Source organism: Aeromonas sp. R2-2 (genome assembly GCF_040908355.1).
GTDB lineage: Bacteria > Pseudomonadota > Gammaproteobacteria > Enterobacterales > Aeromonadaceae > Aeromonas > Aeromonas veronii.
Window position 1 is genome coordinate 1 of sequence record NZ_JBFODQ010000036.1, and the last position, 19495, is coordinate 19495.

Below are 19495 nucleotides of genomic sequence, written 5' to 3' on the forward strand. Positions count from 1 at the left end.
GGCCAAGGAGAGGCCACTACCGATGGCGTGGATGGCCAGTGAACCTGACTCGATAACCCCGAGGGTAGCATTGGCGAGGGAAAGAACACGCTTAGCATGCATGTCCTGTCCAAATATATCGTCGATGTGGTTGAGGATTAGTTCGTGGTTAAACATGGGGATAGTCTGTTGGGTATTAGCTGGTCAAGGATGGCGATCATACCTCAGAAGCCGCGCCACGCCTCGCTCATATGAGGGGATGGTTAAGGCTACTGAGTCTTAGCCGGGAGTATCCGCCATCACGGGTCGAGGCCTGCTGTCAGTTGGCTAATCGGGAAGGACTGGTGCGACTCAAACAGCTCAAGTCGGTGCTGACCAGTGGCCGCGACCAACTGCCCGAAAGCCCGCTGAGCTACCCAGAGTTACCGCAAGAGCACGAGAACATCCGTGGCCCCCAGAGCTTCCACTAAAGAGGATACGCCCCATGACCCAACAAACCCTGACCCGCCTGAGAAACCTGAAACTGACCGGCATGGCGGATGCAGTGCAACAACAACTGGAACAGGCCAGTACCTACGAAGGGCTGCCCTTCATCGAGCGTCTAAGCCTGCTGGTCGAACACGAACAACTGAGCCGGGAGCAACGTAAACAAGCTCGGCTAGTCAAGCAGGCGCGGCTCAAACTCCAAGCCACGGTGCAAGAGGTGGACTACCAGTCTGCACGCAACCTGGAGCGGTCACAGGTTGCAAACCTGGCCCAAGGAGAGTGGCTGCGCCGAGGCCAGAACCTGCTCATTACCGGCCCCTGTGGCTGTGGAAAAACCTACCTGGCTTGTGCGCTGGGCTACCAAGCCTGTCAGCAAGGGCATAGCACTCGTTACTACCGGCTGCCGCGTCTGCTACTTGAGCTGAGCCAGGCCAAGGTAGATGGCAGTTACGCCAGACTGCTGGGTCAACTGGCCAGGATAGAGCTACTGGTCCTCGATGACTGGGGACTGGAAGCGGTGAATGCCGAGCAGCGCAACGCCCTGCTGGAGATCATGGATGATCGGTACGGGAAATACTCGACGGTAGTAGTCAGTCAGCTGCCAACTGAAGAGTGGTACGCGAGCTTGGGTGACAACACCCTGGCAGATGCGATCCTGGACCGGCTGATGCACAACGCTCACCGGCTGTCACTGAAGGGAGAATCGATGAGAAAGAGGAGAAGTGAGTTGACCCAATCTGAACAGTCGAGTTAGAAACGGGATGACGTGAGCGCGTTAAGGATCAGGGTGTTCACGTTGGCCGGAATGGCTGTTCAACTTCGCCGGAATACGCACAAGGTATGGCCGGGATATTCTGGGTCACCGATGCATGTAATTGGTTGCGCTGCCATAACAGCCCCTGATGATGGGCAATGGAGTTTGGTTACCGTGTGGGAGAGGGAATTCTGTGCGGTCGATGATGATGGCATTCCCCACTCTGTAGGCAGAGTGGGGAATAGCCGGGTGAAGCGTTATCGGGGCGCCACGCTATCGCTTCCGCCAAGGGCGCGATAGATTTTGGCGGTGGTGGAGAGTTGCTCTTTTTGCTGGGCCAGCAGGATCTGCTGGGCATCCCACAGCCGGTTCTGCTCATCAAGCCAGGCTTGCACGCCGGTCGCGCCCGCCTGGAAGCGAGCCTTGGCCAGTCGTTCGGCCTCCTGGGCATAACTCAGCTGCTCTTGCAGATAATCGAGTCGCTGCTGGCCATAGTGGCGGGCGGCCAGATTGTCTTCCACCTCCACCAGTGCGGTGTAGAGCTGTTTGCGAAACTCGGTTTCAGCAATCTGGTAATCCAGCTCTGAGCTTTCGATGGCAAGCTGGGTGCGGTTGTATTCAAGGAAGGGGAGGGCGAGGCTGGCCCCTAGCGTACCAACCGGATTTTGCAGCACCTGCGCCAATCTATCGGATGCGGTGCTGGCACTGCCGGTCAGGGTCAGGCTGGGGTAGAAGCTGGTGCGGATCTCGTCCCCTTTTGCCAGCGTCTTGCGCAGCCGCAATTCTGCCGCTTTGACATCGGGGCGGCGAGCCAGCACATCGGCCGGAATACCCACCGCAAGTTCAGGAATGGTCTGCTTTGCAAGGGAAGCGGGTGCATACTCCAGCGGCCCGCTGCTGCGGCCCAGCAACAGACGCAGGGCATTGCGAGCCTGCTCCTGCTGCGCCTTGAGTGAGGCCAGCTCAGCCTGTTTTCCTGCCAACAGTTGGCGTGCCTGCGCCAGATCAAGTCGGGTGATGGCGCCAGCCTGGTATTTGGTCTGGGTCAGCTGCTCGGTTCGGGACAGGTTGGCCAACTGCTGTTCTCCGAGTGCGATGGCAGAGCCGAGATAGCCGAGCTGCCAATACTGCTCCAGAGTATTGCCGATCAGCAGTAGCCGGGTGCTGGCGAGATCCTGTTCGCTTGCCGCCGCTTCCCAGCTTGCCTGATCTCGCACCGAGGCAAGCTTGCCCCACAAATCCACTTCGTAACTGAGGCTCAGCGAGGGGCCCAGACTGTTGGTGTCTTTGCCGGTTTTCAGATCCTTGTTGCCACTGGCGGCGATAGTGCCATTGACCGAGGGGGTGAGGTTGGTATCGGCCTGCTCGGCGCCCAGTCGGGCGCTTTTGAGCTTGAGGGCCGCCACATGCATGTCCGGGTTGGCGGCCAGTACCGCCTCGACCAATTTGTCGAGCTGGGGATCATGAAATTCCCGCCACCAGGGGCCTGCCTGCGCAGCCAGTTGGGCGCCCTCTGCCTGTTGCCATGTGGGGGCGATCGCCAGCTCGGGTCTTTGATAGGTGCTGTGCTGACTGCAGCCGCTGAGGGCCATGCAGAGAGCCAGCCAGGAGAGTTTGTGCATTGTTATTCCCTCGCCAGTGCGACAACAGGGTCGAGCCGCGCCGCATTGCGTGCCGGCAGGTAACCAAACAGGATCCCGATGAGTGACGAGCAGCCAAAGGCCATCAGGATGGAGAAGAGCGAGAACTGCATCTTGATGGAGTCCACCAGCAGTGAAAAGAGCGCGCCAATGCCTAGCGAGAGGCCGACGCCGAAGATCCCCCCCAGCAGGCTCACCATCACAGCTTCAATCAGGAATTGCTGCAGAATATCCGACTGGCGGGCGCCCACGGCCATGCGAATGCCGATCTCGCGGGTGCGCTCCACCACCGACACCAGCATGATGTTCATCACGCCCACCCCGCCGACGATCAGCGAGATCACCGCGATGGCCGAGACCATCAGGGTCATGGTGGCGGTGGTTTTCTCCACCGATTTGATGATGCTGTCGCTGCTAAAGGTGAAGAAATCCTTCACCCCGTGGCGCTTGGTGATCAGCTCGATCACCGCCTGCTCGGCCAGTGCCGGTTGTACCCCGTCTTTGACCCGGATGGTGATCTGGCTGAAGTGGTGCTGCGAGATGAGGCGACTCATCACTGCGCTGTAGGGCAGCCAGATATTGACCGACTGGCTGGTGGGGCCAAAGCCGGTCTCCTGCGAAACCACACCGACAATTCGTACCGGCAAAGTGCCGACCAATACCACCTTGCCGACCGGCTCCTCCTTGCCAAGCAGGCTGGTGATGCTCTTCTTGTCCACCACGGCAACAGCGGCACGCTGCTGGATATCTTGCCACTCCAGTAAGCGACCACTGACCAGCGTAATCCCTTTCACCTTGAAATAGTCGTTACCGACCCCGGTCACGTTGCCGCTGTTGGTCTTGTTGCGGTAGCGTAACTGCCCTGAGCTGCCGATCTCGGGGCTGGCGCCCGCAAGATAGGGTTGCCCCAACAGGGCATCGAGGTCCCCCTTGTTGAGGGTCTGGATGCTGGCCATCTTCTCATCGCCCCATCCTTTACCCGGGAAGATTTCGATGGTGTTGGTGCCCATCGCATTGATCTGGTCGATCACCTTGGCGCGCGCCCCCTGACCAAGAGCGACCACGCTCACCACGGCGGCGATACCGATGATGATGCCGAGCATGGTGAGGAAGGTGCGCATCCGGTGGGCGAGCATGGCATGGATCGCCATCCGTCCCGCTTCCCGATAACGATCCCAGTCGTTGCCCATGGCACCTTTAGTGGGCACTATTTTTTGAGGGGCTGTGGTTGTGGCGGTGGTTGGAGCCAACACGGCCGTTTGGTAGGGGCCGCTATCTTGTTCAATCCGACCATCCTTGAGAGTGATGATCCGGTCGGCATGGCTGGCCACGTTCATATCGTGGGTGACCAGAATGATGGTGTGGCCCTGAGCGTGCAGCTCTTTGAGGATCGCCATCACCTCCTTGCCGCTCTGGCTATCCAGTGCGCCGGTCGGTTCATCGGCGAGGATCACTTCGCCGCCATTGGCCAGCGCCCGGGCGATACTGACCCGCTGCTGCTGACCGCCGGAGAGCTGGCCCGGGGTATGGTGACTGCGATCGGCCAGCCCCAGTCTGCCCAGCAGCTGACGCGCGCGCGCCTGGCGATCCGGGCGACTGGTGCCGGCATAGACGGCGGGGATCTCCACGTTGGCGGCGGCATCGAGATGAGGCAGCAGGTGGTAACGCTGAAAGATAAAGCCGAAGTGGTGGCAACGCAGGCGGGCCAGCGCCAACGCATCCATGGTGGCGGTGTCCTGACCGCGAAACAGATACTGGCCGCCGCTCGGGCTATCCAGACAACCCAGCAGGTTCATCAGGGTCGACTTGCCGGAGCCGGACGCGCCGACAATGGCGATCATCTCTCCTGCCGTGATGGTGAGGTCAAGAGGGTGGAGCACGGTGACTTCGCTGTCGCCGCTCTGGTAGCGTCGCTCGACCCCTTTCAGCTGGATCAACGGCAGCTGGTTCAGGGGCTCACTCATAGCATCACCGCCATCTCATCATTGTCGGCGGGGGCACCGTGATTGAGCTGCACCTCCTCCTTCTCGCTCAGCCCGCTGATCACCTCAATGCGGATCTCATCCTTCATACCGGTCTTGATATGGCGGGTTTCGGTCGTCTCATCTTCCTTGATCACGGTGACTTCATACTCGTTGTCACCCAGCGACTTGCCGAGGGCGGTTTGCGGCACAGTGAGCACCTGCTTGCGCTCGCCGAGCACTATGGTCACCTGGGTGGTCATTGCCACCCGCAGGGTATGGTCGGGATTGGGCACATCGAACAGGGCGTAGTAGTAGACAGCCGCATTGTTGGTGGTGGTGCCTGTGGTGGCCTGATCGTTGATGTTGGTAGGCGCTAACTCCACGGCGCGAAGCGTACCCTGATAGCGGGTATCCGGATCGCCAATGAGGGTGAAGTAGACCGGCATGCCGGCTTTGACCTTGGTGACATCAGCTTCGGAGATCTGCGCCTTGACCGTCATAGTCTCGAGGTTGGCTAGCTTGAGCACGGTCGGCACCGTCTGGCTGGCCGCCAGGGTCTGGCCCTGACGGGTCACAATGCTGATGACGGTGCCATCCATCGGCGCCAGGATCTTGGTGTAGCCCAGCTCGGTCTTGGCCCGATCAACCTTGATCAGGGCATTGTCGATATTGGCCTGGCTGTTTTGTAGTTCGGCGCGGGTGACCGCCAGCAGTGCCTCGGCACTCTCCAGATCGGCCCGTGAGCTCGCCTCCTGCTTGAACATCTGCTGCTGGCGCCGCCAGGCGAGCTCGTTCTGTTTGAGTTGCGCCTGCTTGATCTTGAGCTGGGCGCGGTTGCTGGCAAGCTCCGCCTCGGCCGTCTTGAGGTTGTTCTGGGCAATCAGGGGATCGATCTCGGCCAGCAGGTCTCCCTGCTTGACCTGATCTCCGGCCTCGACGGCCAGCTTGGTAACCTGACCGGAGACCTGGGCCCCCACATCCACCTGTTCTACGGCCTGCAGCACACCACTGGCCAGCACGGTCTGGGCAATATCCTCGCGGGTCACCTGAGCGGTCAGCATCGCCTTGGGTGGTTGACTGGGCCAGAGCAGCCAGCCGAGGAGCACCACGGCGATCAGCATGGTGATGGCCAGGGTTCTCTGCTTGGGGGTTATGTTCATCGATCACCTGAATGGAAACGGAAAAGGTTGTGCGCGGCGATTATCCTGCAGCAAAGCCCTGATAAATAACAGCCGCAAATATGTAAGCAAAGTTATGGCGTTAACTATCAATAAGCCGTGAAAGGAGTAAACGAGAGACCGCAGTGGTGAGCAAGATGGTCAGCAAGAGGATAGGGAGTGCCGCTTGCGGTGGCGATGAAAAAGCCCTGCGCAGAGGCAGGGCTTTGGAATAGGTGATGGCGAGGGAGGATTAGGCCTTGGCCAGCAGATCCATAACCCAGGGCAGACCCTGCTTCTTGCGGCTGACAAAGCCCGGGTGGTAGCTGGACTCGGCCGGTACTTTGGTGTGCTCGGTAAAGTAGATACGGCTGGCTGCGGCCGTCAGGTCAGTCACCATCAGCACGAAGAAGTCGAGCCCTTCGCTTTCAACACGGTGCGCCATCTCTTGCTGCAGAGTTTCGATCTGGTCGGCAAGCTGTTGTTCGCTGCCCACTTCAATCTGGCTCATGATGAAGTTCAGACCTTCGGCCTGGAATGCCTTCTCATCCTGCTGCAGCAGTTGAGCTGGGGTCAGGCCGCTCAGGTCGGTTTTCGCCATCAGCAGCTGTTGGCCGAATTCGGCCAGCGATACTTCGGCCAGTGGTGCCAGACGCTCACAGGCGATCTTGTCCTGCTCGGTGGTGGTCGGCGAGGTGAGACAGAGGGTATCGCTCATGATGGCACCCAGCATCAGGCGAGCCTGGCTGCGGGTCACAGTGTCTTGCTGGCTCAGCAGGTCGAAGGCGATGGTGCAGGTGCAGCCGACGGCCCGGATCCAGGCATCCAGCGGAGACTGGGTGACCAGAGTGCCGAGACGGTGGTGATCCACCAGGCCCAGTACATTGGCTTGTGCCAGTGTGGCAGGGCCCTGTTCCAGATCACTGAAATCCACCAGCCAGACATCTTCACCGGTCAGATCTTTGGTCAGCAACTCGGGTTCGCTGACGCCAGCCTGCTCCAGAATAAAACGGGTTTCGGTGCGCAGGTCACCCAGACGCCATGGGGTGGCCTGACGGCCCTGGCCATTGAGCCAGTCGGTGATAACCAGCGCACTGCAGATACTGTCGCTATCAGGATTCTTGTGACCAAAAACGTGGATCATAGACAAAGCCTCACAATTGGATACCCATAAAGGGGGGCAACACTATGCGAAATCCGCCACATGAAGGCAACCGGATCCACGCCCATGTTGCTGCCAGCTTCGCCTAACTCGCCATTTTATTGATCTGGGTCGGTAATCCTGACGCGAGTTCGGTTCTCACAGTTGGCTATTGGCTATTGGCTATTGGCTATTGGCTATTGGCTATTGGCTATTGCTGACTGTGCAGGCTATGGCACTCGTTCGTGCCTGTGCAGTCAGCATGTTCTGTCAGCGTTATCAGTCGCCATCGCTGCAAATGGGCTTTATTGCCTGATTCAGCGACGCAGCAGCTCGCGGGCATTGGCCAATGTGTTATCGGTGATCTGGTCGCCACCGAGCAGGCGTGCCAGCTCGTTGAGACGGGCTGTCTCATCAAGGGCACTCATTTGGGTTTCGGTGGTTTTGCCATCGGTATGCTTGCTCACCACCATATGCTGGTGGCCGTTGCCTGCCACCTGAGGCAAGTGAGTGACCACCATCACCTGAGTGGACTCCCCGAGCTGGCGTAGCAGGCGACCTACCACAGCGGCAGTCGGACCGCTGATCCCCACATCCACCTCATCGAAAATCAGGGTCGGAGTGGAGATCTTGCGGGCGCTGATCACCACGATGGCGAGGCTGATGCGCGACAGCTCACCGCCGGAGGCCACCTTGCCAAGCGGCTGGATCGGTTGGCCTGGGTTGGTGGTGACCATAAATTCCACCCGATCTATACCCAGCGGAGAGAGGCTGCTCTGGGCATCGGGGCGCACCTCGATGGCAAAGCGGCCATCGGGCATCGCCAGTTCGTGCATGCTGCTGGTCACTTTGGCGCCCAGCTCCTGGGCGTAACGCTGGCGACTGTGGCTCAGGGCTTCGGCGGCCTGCACAAAAGCCTGACGGGCATCGGCCAGCTCATCTTCCATCCCCTCTAACCGCTCCTCATCGGAGTTGAGGCGAGCGAGATCCGAGGCCAGCTCCTGATGGTGCAGGGCCAGGTCTGCCGGTTTGACGTGGTGCTTGCGAGCCAGATTGATCGCCTTGGAGAGACGGGCCTCCAGCTCGTTGAAACGCTCGGGATCCAGCTCCAGCCGATCGAGATAGCTGCGCAGTTCGCTGTGACTCTCCTGCACCCCGATCAGGGCTTCGTTCAGCATCTCCAGTACCGGGGTGAGGCGGCTATCCATGCTGACCAGCCCCTCGGCCCGATCGACGGCTGATTGCAGCAGCCCTGCGATAGTGGTCTCTTCGTTGTCATAGAGCAGATCGAGGCAAGCCCCGCACTCTTGCATCAGTTCTGTGCCGTTGGCGAGACGCTGGTGCTCCTCTTCTATCTCTTCGAACTCCCCTGGTTGCAGGGCAAATTCGTCCAGCTCCTGCACCTGGTACTCGATCAGCTGGCGGCGGGCTTCCCGCTGCTGCTGCTCGGCCTTGAGCCGGTTCAACTCGTTTTGCAGTTGGCGCCACTGCTGATAGTGCTGGCGCACCTCGTCGAGCAGCAGATGGTGACCGGCATAGCCGTCGAGCAGGGCGAGCTGGTAGTCGGGTTTTAGCAGCATCTGGTGGGCATGTTGACCGTGCACGTTGACCAGCAGCTGGCCCAGATTCTTGAGCTGGGTGAGGGGGACAGGCACGCCGTTGATATAGCTGCGTGAACGCCCCTCGGCGGAGATGACTCGCCGGACGATACACTCACCTTCGTTTTCCAGCTCGTTGGTGGCGAGCCAGGCGCGGGCGGCCGGGTTGTTGTCGAGCAGGAAGCGGGCGCTGACCTCGCTTTTATCGCTATCGGGTCGCACCATGCCTGCTTCGGCCCGCTCTCCAAGACAGAGGCCGAGGGCGTCGATGGCGATGGATTTACCGGCACCGGTCTCCCCGGTAATGCAGGTCATGCCCGCTTGCAGATCGAGTTCGAGAAACTTGACGATGGCGAAGTTGTTGACGGTCAGCTGGGTCAGCATGGTCTCATCCTGTATAGGTCAACATTACTGTGTATCCATCCAGTATATACTGGTCTTATATACAGTAAAGAGGTGGCCACCATTTTTAAGCGAAAACGGGCCACCAGAGTGGTGACCCGTACAGGACCGAGAGGGGGCGATGAGAGGCGTGACGCCGCTCAGTGGAAGGCTGACATCAGATCCGGATGGGCGGCGATCACCTCGTCCAGTGCCTGCTCCAGCCGACTGCCACTGGTGATGAGCGGGTTGAGCACCAGGGCACGCCAGGCTGCGTGGCGGTTGCCGGTGATGGCGGCCTCGATGGTGAGCTGCTCGAACTCTTTCATCAACTGCAGCAGGCGCAGGGTGTCTTGCGGGAAGGGGGCCACGTTGAGCGGCAGCGGGCCTGACTTGGTGATAAGGGAGCTGACCTCCACCGCGCACTCATCCGGCAGACCGTTGATGGCGCCATTGTTGCGGGTGTTGACGTGCATGATGATGCGCTTGTCGTTGTGGATGGCGCTCATCAGCTCGCATGCGGCTTCCGAATAGTATTGGCCGCCGCGTCCTTCCAGCGCCTTGGGCTTCTCGGCGAGATCCGGGTTGCGATAGAGATCGAACAGCTGTTGCTCGATGACCTTGACCACCTCGCCCCGGGTACCTTCGCCATTGGCCTCACCGAGCTCCTGCTTGAGGATGTCGTCGCTCATGTAGTAGTAGCGCAGATAGGCACAGGGGATCATGCCCAGATTGGCCAGCAGGTCCTTGGGCCAGGCAAAGGGGGGAATATTGCGCGGCACCAGCGGATCCTGCCCTTGCGCGAGCCGGGCAATCACGTCGCCGAGTCGGTCCTGGCCCTGATGCTGGATCTGGCGTACGAAGATGAAGTGGTTGAGCCCGGCCACCTGCATGATGAACTCCTGCTCATTCTGGGTCTCCAGCAGGGTAGCGACCCCTTTTTGCATGATCACCGGCACGTTGCACAGCCCTACCGCTTTGATCTTGCTGTGACGCAATACCGCTTCGGTCACCATGCCTGACGGATTGGTGAAGTTGAGCAGCCAGGCATCGGGGCAGAGGCGTTCCATGTCGGCGGCGATCTGCAAGGCGATGGGGATGGTTCGGCAAGCGTTGGCAAAGCCGCCCAGTCCATTGGTCTCCTGACCGATCAGACCATATTTCAACGAGATCCGCTCATCGCTGATGCGGGCTTCCAGACAGCCGGCGCGAAACTGGGAGCAGACGTAGTCGGCGCCTTGCAGTGCCTCTTCCCGATCGAGCCGGGTTTCAACCCGTACCGCCAGCCCGGCTTTGGCCAGCATGCGGCGGGTGAGGGCAGCGATGATCGCCATCTTCTCGCGGCCATCGTCGATGTCGACCAACCAGAGTTCGCGCATTGGCAACTCGTGCTGACGCTGGATCAGCCCTTCAATCAGCTCCGGGGTATAGCTGGAGCCAGCACCGATGACCACAATCTTGAGTCCGTTTTTCATTGTCCACCTCATGAACAGGGATAGGGGTTGCACCTATTAAAGAGGGGCGTGGATGGCCAGACAAACGAAATAAGGGGCACTATGGATTAGCCAGTTTCATCCATAAGTGGAAGTGGCATACTAATGCCCTGCACCGTAACGATCGTGATCACGAGGTTATCCATGCTGGTACAACAGAACACCCTAGCCCTGCTGCACACCTTCGAGAGCACGGCCCGTCATCTCAGTTTCACCCGCGCCGCCGAGGAGATGAACCTCACCCAGGGGGCCATCAGCCACCGTATTCGTCATCTGGAAGGGCTACTGGGGTTTCGCCTGTTTATTCGCCTGACCCGCAAGCTGGCGTTGACGGAGGAGGGGGCGAGACTGTTGGCGACCCTGAGCCACTCCCTGCGCCAGATCAACGAGGAGATCGAGGATATCCGGGCTCAGGATCTGCGGGGGACGCTCCACGTGGGGGTTGCGCCTACCCTGGGGCTCAACTGGCTGATGCCAAGGTTGCCCCGTTTCCAGCAGCGCTGGCCCGGGCTGAACGTCATGATGCGGGTACGGGCGGGGGCAGTGGATTTCAACGAGGAGCGGGTGGATCTGGCCATCTACTACGGCGCCACCCGTTGCAGTGATCTGCACCGGGAGCTGTTGATGGAAGAGCAACTGGTGCCCGTCTGTTCTCCCGAATATGCCGAGCGGCTGGGATTGCTGGCGGATCCGGCCCGGCTGGCGGAGGCCTGTTTTATCCACGCCTCCGAATCGACTGATGTGCAGCAGCTCTTCTCGGAGTGGCGCCACTGGTGCGAGGGCGCGGCCATGGCTCTGCCCTATGAACAGCGTCACTACGGCTTCAATCACTATCAGATGGCGCTGCAGGCGGCGCAGGGCGGCATGGGCGTCGCAATGGGGCGGGAGGTGCTGGTGTGCAGCTTGCTGGCGCAGGGCTCGCTGGTGGCAGTGGGTGGCCCGCGGGTGCCAGCCGGGCGCAATTACGAGCTGATTTCGCCGCGGGAGAACCGCGAGCGACCGCGCTTTCGCGCCTTTAGCGACTGGCTGCGCAGCGAGGTGGCGCTCAGCCAGTCAGGCCCTGAACCGGTTCTTTAAAACAGCTTGCTACCCCAGCCGAGCTTGTTGCGCAGCACATGGAAGTAGCTGTAGTCGAGGGGATGCACCAGATGGAGCTGGTGGTGGCTCTTTTTGATGAGGATCTCGTCCCCCGGGTGTACCGCCAGCGTCACCTGACCGTCACAGCTCACCTGCATGGCGTCATCCTGATTCTCTGGCGAGACCAGCAGTCGCACTTCACTGTCGGCATCCAGCACGATGGGACGGCTGCTCAGGGTGTGCGGGAACATGGGCACCAGCGTGATGGCGTTGAGCTTGGGGGTGAGGATGGGACCACCGGCCGACAATGAATAGGCGGTGGAGCCGGTCGGGGTGGCCACTATGATGCCGTCCGAGCGCTGGCTATACATGAAGCTGCCATCGATATAGACCTCGAACTCGATCATGTGGGCGATCTTGCCCGGGTGCAGTACGGCTTCGTTGACCGCCAGATTGCTCGATTTGCGCTCGCCGTGGCGATAGACCGAGGCTTCCAGCAGGAAGCGGTGTTCGCTCTTGTAGTGACCGGAGAGCACCTGCTCCAGTGGCAATAGATAATCTTGCGGCGAGAGGTCGGTCAGAAAGCCGAGGTTACCCCGGTTGACCCCGATCACTGCCACATCGAAGCGCGACAGCACCCGTGCCGCCCCCAGCATGTTGCCGTCACCGCCGACCACGATGGCGAGATCGGCCTGCTGGCCCAGTTGTACCAGATCCATCACGTTTTCATCGAGGATGCTCAGGGTCTGGGCGACCCGGCTCTCCACCAGTACCCTAAAGCCGCGGGCGGTCAGGTATTGATGCAGGCCGGTCAGCGTCTGGTTGGCCCCCTCATGGTGGGGTTTGCCAATCAGGGCGATGGTTTTGAACGGAGAATCCATAGTCAGTCAGATCTGGGATGGGTATTGCGGGCCAGTATACAGTGCTTTGCTCCGCTTGTGACGCTCTCCCGTGTGACGGGGCTGGCTATCCCCTTGAGGCTACTGGTTAAACGGTGAGCGGTAACCCGGATAAACCGACGGTTGCTGCTATTCAGCAACCCTGATTGCCCTTTACCCCTTGAAAGCCGGGGATGCATCCCCATAATAGCGCCAACATAGTCGGTCTGTTGTCGTCCGGTCGCTCAACCAGACGTCAGGGCCCTCATAAGTAACCCCGGAATTGGAGATGTCATGAACCACGAAGAGCAAAAGGTTGAAGCGATGGAGCAAGTGGAAGCCCAGCCAGTCGAGCCGACCGATGTAGACAGTGAAGTGACAGCCGAGCAGGCCCGCATTGCCGAACTGGAAGCGCAGCTGGAAACCGCCATCCAAAAAGCGGCGGAAGAGCGTGAACGCGCCCTGCGTACCGCCGCCGAGATGGAGAACCTGCGCCGTCGTACCGAGCTGGATGTGGAGAAGGCGCACAAGTTTGCTTTGGAGAAGTTCGCCAACGAACTGCTGCCGGTGCTGGACAACCTTGAGCGTGCCATCGAACTGGCCGACAAGGAGAACGAAGCCCTCAAGCCGATGATCGAAGGTGTCGAGCTGACCCTGAAATCCATGCAGAGCGGTGTGGCCAAGTTTGGTCTGGTGGCGCTCGACCCGATCAACCAGCCGTTTGACCCCAACGCCCATCAGGCGATGAGCATGGTGCCGAGTGCCGATGTGGCCCCGAACACCGTCATTGCAGTGATGCAGAAGGGCTATGACCTCAACGGTCGGGTGATCCGTCCGGCCATGGTGATGATCGCCAAAGCGGTCGACTGATTGGCTGTGGGTGCCCGAGCCCGCCCTGTGGCGGGCTTTTTGTTTCGCAGTGCAGCACCTGTTCATCTTGCCCGGTTTACGGCTCAACGTGACCGCGCAACCATGACAAAGGGTGTGGTTTTTTAGGGTTGGGGCTTGAAGCTGCGTCTGGCGACCCCATATAGGTAGCAAGGCCGCGGCGGCACAAAAAATTTGATGCCGGGAGCTTGAAAGCCAGATTGGCAGCCCCCACCTAGCCGTTAACGCATTAAGGCGAGTTCCTCGCCAGTTTATTCAAAGTATTTGGAGATTCGTCAAATGGGTAAAATCATCGGTATTGACCTGGGTACTACCAACTCCTGCGTCGCTATTCTGGATGGCGACACTGCTCGCGTGATCGAGAACGCAGAAGGCGATCGTACTACTCCGTCCATCATTGCCTATGCCGATGATGGCGAGATCCTGGTTGGTCAGCCGGCCAAGCGTCAGGCCATCACCAACCCGAAAAACACCCTGTTCGCCATCAAGCGTCTGATCGGTCGTCGTTTTGAAGATGAAGAAGTGCAGCGTGACCTGAAAATCATGCCGTACGCCATCGCCAAAGCTGACAACGGCGACGCCTGGGTTGAAGTGAAGGGCAAGAAAATGGCACCGCCGCAGATCTCTGCCGAAGTGCTGAAAAAGATGAAGAAGACCGCCGAAGACTACCTGGGCGAGCCGGTAACCGAAGCCGTTATCACTGTTCCAGCCTACTTCAACGACGCCCAGCGTCAGGCTACCAAGGATGCCGGTCGCATCGCCGGTCTGGATGTAAAACGCATCATCAACGAACCGACTGCTGCTGCATTCGCTTACGGCGTGAACAAGGTCAAAGGCGAGCGCAAGGTTGCCGTATATGACCTGGGGGGCGGTACTTTCGATATCTCCATCATCGAGATCGACGAAGTTGAAGGCGAAACCACCTTCGAAGTACTGGCGACCAACGGTAACACCCACCTGGGTGGTGAAGACTTCGATAACCGCGTCATCAACTATCTGGTAGACGAGTTCAAGCGTGAGCAAGGCATCGACCTGCGTAACGACCAGCTGGCTCTGCAGCGTCTGAAAGATGCCGCCGAGAAAGCCAAGATCGAGCTCTCTTCTGCCCAGCAGACCGACGTCAACCTGCCGTACATCACTGCAGATGCCACCGGTCCGAAGCACATGAACATCAAGGTGACCCGCGCCAAGCTGGAATCCCTGGTAGAAGACATGGTGAAGGACTCTCTGGAGCCGGTTCGTGTCGCCCTGAAAGACTCCGGTCTGGCTGTTGGCGAGATCGACGACGTAATTTTGGTTGGTGGTCAGACCCGTATGCCGCTGGTTCAGAAGACCGTTGCCGAGTTCTTTGGCAAAGAGCCGCGTAAAGACGTCAACCCGGACGAAGCCGTGGCCATGGGTGCTGCCATCCAGGGCGCCGTACTGTCCGGTGACAAGACCGACGTACTGCTGCTGGACGTCACCCCGCTCTCCCTGGGTATCGAAACCATGGGTAGCGTGATGACTGCGCTGATCGAGAAGAACACCACCATCCCGACCAAGAAGTCCCAGGTGTTCTCGACTGCCGAAGACAACCAGTCTGCCGTGACCATTCACGTGCTGCAGGGTGAGCGCAAGCGCGCCAGCGACAACAAGTCTCTGGGCCAGTTCAACCTGGAAGGCATCCGTCCGGCACCGCGCGGTCTGCCGCAGATCGAAGTGACCTTCGACATCGATGCCAACGGTATCCTGCACGTCTCTGCAAAAGACAAAGAGACCAACAAAGAGCAGAAGATCACCATCCAGGCCTCCTCTGGTCTGTCTGATGACGAGATCGAGCGCATGGTACGCGAAGCCGAAGCCAACGCGGCCGAGGACAAGAAGTTTGAAGAGCTGGTACAGGCTCGCAACCAGGCTGATGGTCTGGTCCACTCCGTACGCAAGCAGATCACCGAAGCCGGTGAAGCCCTGCCTGCCGACGACAAGACCAAGATCGAAGCTGCTCTGAGCGAGCTGGAAGCGGCCATCAAGGGTGACGACAAGGCTGCTATCGAAGCCAAACAGCAGGCTCTGCTGGAAGCGTCCCAGAAGCTGATGGAAATTGCCCAGCAGCAGGCTCAGGCCCAGGGTGCAGCCGGTGCTGATGCCGGTCAGTCCTCCTCTTCTGCCAAGGCTGACGACGACGTAGTCGACGCCGAGTTCGAAGAAGTGAAAGACGACAAGAAGTAAGCCCTACCCAGATGGGCGAAGTCCGCTTCGCCCATCGGCTTGGTCAATGAATTCACGGGCGTTGGGTAACCAACGCCCGTCTGCGTAACCACAGGATGAGTATGTCGAAGCGCGATTTCTACGAAGTACTGGGTGTGGCGAAAGATGCCGACGATCGCGAGATCAAGAAGGCGTACAAGCGCCTGGCCATGAAGTATCACCCGGATCGTAACCAGGGTGATGCCGCATCCGAAGAGAAGTTCAAAGAGGTCAAGGAGGCCTACGAGGTCCTGACCGATGCCAACCTGCGTGCCCGTTACGACCAGTACGGCCATGCCGGTGTCGACCCGAGCCAGGGTGGCGGTGGCCACGGTGGCTTTGGCGGCGGTGCCGACTTCGCCGACATGTTTGGTGACGTATTCGGTGACATCTTCGGCGGTGGCCGTGGTGGTGCCCGTCGTGGCCCGGCCCGTGGCTCCGACCTGCGTTACACCATGGAGCTGACGCTGGAAGAGGCGGTACGCGGGGTCTCCAAGGAGATCAAGGTGCCGACCCTGGTTCACTGTGAAGTCTGTAACGGCTCCGGTGCCCACACCGGCAGCAGTGCCCAGACCTGCCCGACCTGCCACGGCTCCGGCCAGGTGCAGATGCGTCAGGGCTTCTTCGCGGTGCAGCAGGCATGTCCGCACTGTCACGGTCGCGGCAAGATCATCAAGGATCCGTGCCGCAAGTGCCACGGTGAAGGTCGCTACCAGCGCACCAAGACCCTGTCGGTGAAAATTCCGGCGGGCGTCGATACCGGCGATCGCATCCGTCTCTCCGGCGAAGGGGAAGCGGGGGAAGCAGGGGCACCGGCAGGGGATCTCTACGTACAGGTGCACGTCAAAGAGCACGAGATCTTCGTGCGTGACGGCAACAACCTCTACTGCGAAGTGCCCATCAGCTTCACCGCAGCTGCGCTGGGTGGCGAGATTGAAGTACCGACCCTGGATGGCCGCGTCAAGCTCAAGGTCACTCCGGAGACCCAGACCGGCAAGATGTTCCGCATGCGCGGCAAGGGCGTGAAGTCAGTACGCTCCGGCCAGGTAGGGGACCTGATGTGCAAGGTGGTGATCGAGACGCCGGTCAACCTCACCGAGCAGCAGAAAGAGCTGCTGCGCCAGCTGGACGAATCCTTCAGCGGCGCCGCTGCCAAGACCCACAAGCCGAAATCGGAAGGCTTTTTCGAAGGGGTGAAACGCTTCTTCGACGATCTGACCAGCTGATTTCAGCGACCCGAATAAACAGAGCCGGCCTTGTGCCGGCTCTTTTTTTGCCCGCCGTTTAGCCAGGGTCCGCCCTATTGAGTGGATCCTGATGAGGGATCCTCCTCACAACTCCCGCCAATTCCTGCTGTACAAATGTTATCCCGCTCACACTATTGCTGAAACGGTTTAGTTGCTGTATTGAGTTGGCTAAAGCGGTTTAGCTATGCTCTGGCTGTCGATAACAACAGCGCCCGTTCGGGCTACAGATGACAGGTGAGGAAGATGATGATGTTCAAGAGCAAGTTGGCGCTGGCGGTAGCGCTGGGATTGGGGATGAGCAACCCGCTGTGGGCGGCGGATGGCGGTATCGAGGCCCGTCTGGCGGCGCTGGAGGCGCGGGTACAGGCGGCTGAAGCGAGAGCCGAGGCAGCAGAGAGCCGTGCCAGTCAGGCGGAAGTGAAGGCGAGCGCGGCGAGTGAGCAGGCGCAGGTGGCCGACAACCGCAGCCAGAAGGTGGATGAGAAGACCGCCGGTGCCCAAGGTTTCGAGTTTCACGCTTACGCTCGCTCGGGCCTGTTGGTCAACAGCAATGGCAACGGTGGGCGCGGCGGCCCCTACATCACGCCAGCCGGTTCGGTGGGCGGGGCTGTCGGTCGTCTTGGCAACGAGGATGACACCTACATGGAGGCCAACCTGCTGAAAACCCAGACCTTCGAGGATGGCAGCTGGGCCCGCTACAAGCTGATGCTGGCTGACGGGGTGGAGACCAGCAACGACTGGACCGCCAGCGATTCGAGCCTCAATACCCGTCAGGTGTTTGCCGAGATCGGCAATCTGGCGAGCTTCGACGGCCCCTTCAAGAATGCGGTGCTGTGGGCGGGTAAGCGCTTTGATCGGGACAACTTCGACATCCACTGGCTCGATTCCGACGTGGTGTTCCTGGCCGGTACCGGCGGCGGTGTCTACGACGTGCAGCTGGCCGATAGCTGGAAGGCCAACTTCTCCCTCTATGGCCGCGATTACGGCGACATCAGCGCCAGCGGTCTTTCCGATATCGAGAGCTACATCCTCACCATGAACAACCGCGTCGGCAACTGGCAATGGATGGTGAACGGTCTCTCGGCCAAGGACAATGATGCCCGCATCAATGACAAGGGGGCGGGCAGCGAGGCGGCGGACAAGGGGGCACACACCCTGCTGGCCTACCACGGCGAGAGCTTCTTTGGCATCAACCCCGGTTTTGCCAAGGCGGCGGTGCTGTACGGTCATGGGCTGGGGGCCGAGGTCAAGGGGCTGGGCTCTGACAGCGAGCTGTTGCCGGACGCCGATGCAGTGCGGGTCGCCGTGTTTGGCGCCACCGATCTCAACTCGCGCTGGCGTTTTGCCCCGGCCCTGCTAGCCGAGCAGAGTCAGGATCGCTACGTGAAAGGGGACGAGTACCGCTGGCTCACCTTCAATACCCGGGTGGCGCAGGTGCTGAGCCAGAACGTCGAGCTGGTCTACGAGGCGGCCTGGCAGTACATGGATCTCGACCCCAAGGGTTACAAGGGACGCCAGGCGGTGAACGGCAACTTCACCAAGCTCACCTTCGCCCCCACCTTCAAGGCGCAGACCGCCGGTTTCTTCGAACGTCCCGAGCTGCGGGTGTTCGCCAGCTGGATGGACTGGTCCTCCGAGCTCGACAACTACGCCAGCGACGATGCCATGGGCCAGAGCAACTTCACCGCCGGTGGCGAGTGGAACTTTGGCTTACAGATGGAAACCTGGTTCTAGTTCGTTATCCCGATCACAAAAATGGCAGCCGGTGCCGAGATCTGTTGGTTGGCTAAAACGGTTTAGCTGATAATGCCAGCCAACAGAACAGAGTTCGGGTTTGACCGTGGATCCGATGCAGCAGTGGAGTAGCAAGGTGACGAATCGAGTGTGGGTAATGGGGGATGCGGTGGTGGACTTGATCCCGGAAGGGGCGTTGAACTACCTCAAGTGTCCGGGTGGTGCGCCCGCCAATGTGGCGGTTGGTGTGGCACGGCTGGGTGGCGATGCGGCCTTTATCGGCCGGGTTGGTGCTGACCCGTTCGGCCGCTTTATGGCCGACACCCTGAGCGGGGAGGGGGTGGATATCGGTGCGCTACGGCTCGATCCTGACCATCGCACCTCTACCGTGCTGGTGGCACTGGATGATGAGGGGGAGCGCAGCTTCACCTTTATGGTGCGCCCCAGTGCCGACCAGTTCCTCACCCCAGATGAGTTGCCCCACTTCGATGCCGGTCAGTGGTTGCTGACCTGCTCCATCGCGCTCGCCAACGAGCCGGTGCGCACCAGCTGCCTGCAGGCCATGGCGGACATCAAGGCGGCAGGCGGGCGGGTCTGCTTCGACCCCAACCTGCGCCCCGAGGTGTGGGGCAACCCGGCCGAGATGCTGCCGCTGGTGCGTCAGGCAATTACACAGGCGGATGTGGTCAAGCTCTCCATCGAGGAGCTGCAACTGCTGAGTGGCGAGGATGAACTGGCCGCCGGGCTCGCCACTCTCTCTGGCCCGGCGCTGGTGCTGGTGACCAGAGGGGCGGCCGGGGTGGTGGCTCGCCTTGATGGCGAGTTGCTGGAGTGGGTGGGGCAGAAAGTAAC

At 60.1% G+C, this 19495-nt stretch carries 14 protein-coding genes and 2 pseudogenes; 8 read left to right on the top strand and 8 right to left on the bottom strand.

The annotated features are described in order from the left end of the window. Positions 1 to 156 (bottom strand): annotated as a pseudogene (locus AB5Z09_RS07040) (IS4 family transposase); the annotation flags it as partial. Between the two features lie 92 nt (positions 157 to 248). On the opposite strand from AB5Z09_RS07040, the pseudogene AB5Z09_RS07045 reads away from it, so the two are divergent. Both AB5Z09_RS07045 and istB read left to right on the top strand, forming a co-directional pair. Continuing rightward, positions 249 to 449: pseudogene (locus AB5Z09_RS07045) on the top strand (IS21 family transposase); the annotation flags it as partial. Between the two features lie 14 nt (positions 450 to 463). Then, positions 464 to 1219 carry an IS21-like element ISAs29 family helper ATPase IstB gene (gene istB, locus AB5Z09_RS07050; protein WP_059296348.1) on the top strand — a complete coding sequence of 252 codons (756 nt, stop codon included), beginning with the start codon at positions 464 to 466 and terminating at the stop codon, positions 1217 to 1219. A gap of 257 nt (positions 1220 to 1476) precedes the next feature. Here istB and AB5Z09_RS07055 read toward each other — a convergent pair whose 3' ends face one another. From AB5Z09_RS07055 to AB5Z09_RS07080, 6 genes are all read right to left on the bottom strand, one after another. Continuing rightward, positions 1477 to 2841 (bottom strand): efflux transporter outer membrane subunit, encoded by a 1365-nt coding sequence (locus tag AB5Z09_RS07055; protein ID WP_368194938.1) that lies wholly within the window; start codon positions 2839 to 2841, stop codon positions 1477 to 1479. A 2-nt stretch (positions 2842 to 2843) separates the two neighbouring features. After that, positions 2844 to 4823 carry a MacB family efflux pump subunit gene (locus AB5Z09_RS07060; RefSeq protein ID WP_317113767.1) on the bottom strand — a complete coding sequence of 660 codons (1980 nt, stop codon included), beginning with the start codon at positions 4821 to 4823 and terminating at the stop codon, positions 2844 to 2846. After that, positions 4820 to 5983 carry a macrolide transporter subunit MacA gene (gene macA, locus AB5Z09_RS07065; protein ID WP_139495691.1) on the bottom strand — a complete coding sequence of 388 codons (1164 nt, stop codon included), beginning with the start codon at positions 5981 to 5983 and terminating at the stop codon, positions 4820 to 4822. The genes AB5Z09_RS07060 and macA overlap by 4 nt, the downstream gene beginning before the upstream one ends. A 250-nt stretch (positions 5984 to 6233) precedes the next feature. Next, positions 6234 to 7124 (bottom strand): manganese-dependent inorganic pyrophosphatase, encoded by an 891-nt coding sequence (locus AB5Z09_RS07070; protein WP_270657306.1) that lies wholly within the window; start codon positions 7122 to 7124, stop codon positions 6234 to 6236. 314 nt (positions 7125 to 7438) lie between these two features. Continuing rightward, a complete protein-coding gene (recN, locus tag AB5Z09_RS07075; RefSeq protein WP_270657308.1) occupies positions 7439 to 9103 on the bottom strand; it encodes a DNA repair protein RecN in 1665 nt (554 codons plus the stop codon). Between the two features lie 158 nt (positions 9104 to 9261). Further along, positions 9262 to 10575, bottom strand: a complete 1314-nt coding sequence (locus AB5Z09_RS07080; RefSeq protein ID WP_270657309.1) for a 6-phospho-beta-glucosidase — start codon at positions 10573 to 10575, stop codon at positions 9262 to 9264. Positions 10576 to 10737: 162 nt separating this feature from the next. Between AB5Z09_RS07080 and AB5Z09_RS07085 the strand changes: the two genes are divergently transcribed. Then, a complete protein-coding gene (locus tag AB5Z09_RS07085; protein WP_270657310.1) occupies positions 10738 to 11670 on the top strand; it encodes a LysR substrate-binding domain-containing protein in 933 nt (310 codons plus the stop codon). Here AB5Z09_RS07085 and nadK read toward each other — a convergent pair. Then, positions 11667 to 12551: an NAD(+) kinase gene (gene nadK, locus AB5Z09_RS07090; protein ID WP_270657311.1), complete on the bottom strand. Its 885-nt coding sequence runs from the start codon at positions 12549 to 12551 to the stop codon at positions 11667 to 11669. The genes AB5Z09_RS07085 and nadK overlap by 4 nt on opposite strands. 291 nt (positions 12552 to 12842) lie before the next feature. On the opposite strand from nadK, the gene grpE reads away from it, so the two are divergent. The 5 genes from grpE to AB5Z09_RS07115 all read left to right on the top strand — a co-directional run. Next, complete coding sequence (gene grpE / locus AB5Z09_RS07095) at positions 12843 to 13418, top strand: nucleotide exchange factor GrpE (protein ID WP_005338036.1); 576 nt, start codon at positions 12843 to 12845, stop codon at positions 13416 to 13418. Between the two features lie 297 nt (positions 13419 to 13715). Then, complete coding sequence (gene dnaK, locus AB5Z09_RS07100) at positions 13716 to 15644, top strand: molecular chaperone DnaK (RefSeq protein WP_005338034.1); 1929 nt, start codon at positions 13716 to 13718, stop codon at positions 15642 to 15644. Between the two features lie 101 nt (positions 15645 to 15745). Further along, positions 15746 to 16888, top strand: a complete 1143-nt coding sequence (gene dnaJ, locus AB5Z09_RS07105) for a molecular chaperone DnaJ (protein WP_005338032.1) — start codon at positions 15746 to 15748, stop codon at positions 16886 to 16888. Between the two features lie 264 nt (positions 16889 to 17152). Continuing rightward, positions 17153 to 18643: a carbohydrate porin gene (locus tag AB5Z09_RS07110; protein ID WP_270657312.1), complete on the top strand. Its 1491-nt coding sequence runs from the start codon at positions 17153 to 17155 to the stop codon at positions 18641 to 18643. A 115-nt stretch (positions 18644 to 18758) separates the two neighbouring features. Further along, on the top strand, positions 18759 to 19495 hold a 737-nt coding region (locus AB5Z09_RS07115; RefSeq protein ID WP_368194940.1), incomplete at its 3' end, for an aminoimidazole riboside kinase.